The organism is Staphylococcus sp. 231237_7MaSpsaltlick, assembly GCF_043107035.1.
In genome coordinates this window covers 1-2,833 of sequence record NZ_JBICNX010000075.1, presented here as the reverse complement: position 1 = coordinate 2,833, position 2,833 = coordinate 1, and the positions used below count along the sequence as shown (strand labels likewise).

General features: G+C 29.1%; 3 protein-coding genes. 1 reads left to right on the top strand and 2 read right to left on the bottom strand.

The features are described 5' to 3' along the window. Nucleotides 1-76 precede the first annotated feature (76 nt). The gene (gene lnu(A), locus ACF91D_RS29715) at nt 77-562 is read right to left on the bottom strand and encodes a lincosamide nucleotidyltransferase Lnu(A) (protein ID WP_000700648.1); all 486 of its coding nucleotides are present in this window, start codon (nt 560-562) and stop codon (nt 77-79) included. Nucleotides 563-825: 263 nt separating this feature from the next. Between lnu(A) and ACF91D_RS29710 the strand changes: the two genes are divergently transcribed. Continuing rightward, complete coding sequence (locus tag ACF91D_RS29710; protein ID WP_107539578.1) at nt 826-1,749, top strand: protein rep; 924 nt, start codon at nt 826-828, stop codon at nt 1,747-1,749. Nucleotides 1,750-2,282: 533 nt separating this feature from the next. On the opposite strand, the gene ACF91D_RS29705 is transcribed toward ACF91D_RS29710, so the two are convergent. Then, complete coding sequence (locus ACF91D_RS29705; RefSeq protein ID WP_001059083.1) at nt 2,283-2,483, bottom strand: cold-shock protein; 201 nt, start codon at nt 2,481-2,483, stop codon at nt 2,283-2,285. Nucleotides 2,484-2,833 lie beyond the last annotated feature (350 nt).

Genomic DNA, 2,833 nt, shown 5'->3' with positions numbered 1-2,833 from the left:
GCCGACCATTCGACAAGTTTTGGGATTGTTAAGGGTTCCGAGGCTCAACGTCAATAAAGCAATTGGAATAAAGCAATTATGTTATTGATTTTAAATTTTTTATATCAAAATGGTCTTTTTCTGTTAAGTCATAACCAGAATGAAAAAGAAGCTGAGCTTCTTTTGAAATACATGGTATTTTTCGACCTTTATAATTAGTTTCTGAAAACCATTCATTTTGAAAAACGTAATTGCCACCTTCTGGATTTGCTTGAGTAATGGAACCATCATCATTTAAATTTATGGGATGAATATCTAAATATCCATATTTTTTATGTTTAAGTTCCATGCGTGAAGGCATCCAATCAACTTCTATTTTATATCCTATATCTTCTAATTTTTGTATAACTTTTTGAGTGTGTTGGGCGTCAAAATCTATATCTATATCTCTGTGTTCTCTTTGTTGTTTTCCAGTTAATACATCTACACCCCAACCTCCATCTAACCAATAAGTTACTTCCATTTTTTCAAATAAGTCTAAAATATAAAATAAATCCTTTTCTGTTACATTATTAATTTTCATTTTATCCCTCCTAATTTAGGAATTTGAAACGAGTTGAAAACGAGTTTCTTCTTGTCTTGATAATAAGGGTAACTATTTCGATTTTGGATAGTTACCCTTAAAGCATTGGTATATATGGCTTAAAACCCAAAAAAAGTTGCTTTTTCGTACCTATTAATGTATCGTTTTAGGTGTCTAATCAAAAACATACATAGAAAGGGGAAAAAGCAACTTTTTTTATTGTCATAGTTTGTGAAAACTAAGTTGTTTTTATGTGTTATAACATGGAAAAGTATACTGAGAAAAAACAAAGAAATCAAGTATTTCAGAAATTTATTAAACGTCATATTGGAGAGAATCAAATGGACTTAGTTCAAGATTGCAATACATTTCTGTCTTTTGTAGCTGATAAAACTTTAGAAAAACAGAAATTATATAAAGCTAATTCTTGTAAAAATCGATTTTGTCCTGTCTGTGCTTGGAGAAAAGCTAGAAAAGATGCGTTGGGTTTATCTTTGATGATGCAATATATTAAGCAGCAAGAGAAAAAGGAATTTATTTTTTTAACGCTTACGACGCCTAATGTACAAAATGAACAGTTGGAAGATGAGATAAAACATTATAATAAGTCTTTTAAAAAAATGGTTGAACGTAAAAAAGTTAAATCAATTATTAAGGGTTATGTTCGTAAGTTAGAGATTACATATAATAAAAAAAGAGATGATTATAATCCTCATTTTCACGTGTTAATTGCAGTAAATAAATCGTATTTCACAGATAAAAGATATTATATTAGCCAACAAGAATGGTTAGATTTATGGCGTGATGTAACGGGAATTTCAGAAATTACACAAGTTCAAGTTCAAAAAATAAGACAAAATAACAATAAAGAGTTATATGAAATGGCTAAGTATTCTGGTAAAGATAGTGATTATTTAATAAATCAAAAAGTATTTGATGCATTTTATAAATCACTTAAAGGTAAACAGGTATTAGTTTATTCAGGATTATTTAAAGAGGCTAAAAAGAAATTAAAAAATGGGGATTTAGATTATTTAAAAGAAATTGATCCAACCGAATATATCTATCAAATTTTTTATATTTGGAAACAAAAAGAATATTTAGCTAGTGAACTTTATGACTTAACAGAACAAGAAAAAAGAGAAATTAATCACAAAATGATAGACGAAATCGAGGAAGAACAATAACAAAATATAAGTGCTAACAGCTGACCTCCCGATAACACCATGTAGTTATTGGGAGGTCAGCTGTTGAATTATGCACGAGTATTTTAAAAGTTATTGTGATGACGACGATAAACGATTATCAAAAGTATAATGTTAAAATGCTTTATTATACTAACGTTATATAAACAATATACTTTCGTTATACAAATTTTAACCCTGTTAGGAACTATAAAAAATCATGAAAATTTTAATTTGCATGTAAATGGGCAGTGTCTAAAAAATAGCCACTGGTTTTGCTTAAATTTTGTTTGTGAAATGAGAATATATTTATTTGGCTTATATTTGCGTTTTAAGAGCCAATATAAGTTTTTAGGTATAAAACTATATAAATTACCCTTAAATCTTTAAAATACCCCTTTAAAATGCAAAATAAGTATATTTGATTATCACATGTGTTTTTGAATTTAGCACGATACCATTTTGGTATGTAAGTGTGCCTTTGGATAAATAAAAAAGTCCTGGTCTATAATAGACCAGGACTTTTTTATTTATCGTTAGACCGCAACAACATTAGTTGCTTGTTCGCCACGTTGACCATCAACTATGTCGAAATCTACGCTTTGTCCATCTTCTAAAGATTTATAGCCTTCTCCAACAATGTTAGAAAAGTGAACGAATACGTCGTTACCATTTTCTCTTTCGATGAAACCAAAACCTTTTTCTGAATTAAACCATTTTACTGTACCGTTATTCATATAGAATACCTCCGAGTGCTTTTGCACATAATATTTGTAACAATTTCATTTATAAAAAAGAGGATATTCTAGAAAAATACACTACAATTAAATTCACGAGCTTTTATTACGTTAGATTAAGTATACGCTTATTTATTGGATAAGTACATCTTTAGTTTTAAAAGCACGCATTTATGCCGAGAAAATTTATTGATCGTTGAGAAGAACCCTTAACTAAACTTGTAGACGAATGTCGGCATAGCGTGAGCTATTAAGCCGACCATTCGACAAGTTTTGGGATTGTTAAGGGTTCCGAGGCTCAACGTCAATAAAGCAATTGGAATAAAGCAATTATGTTATTGATTTTAAAT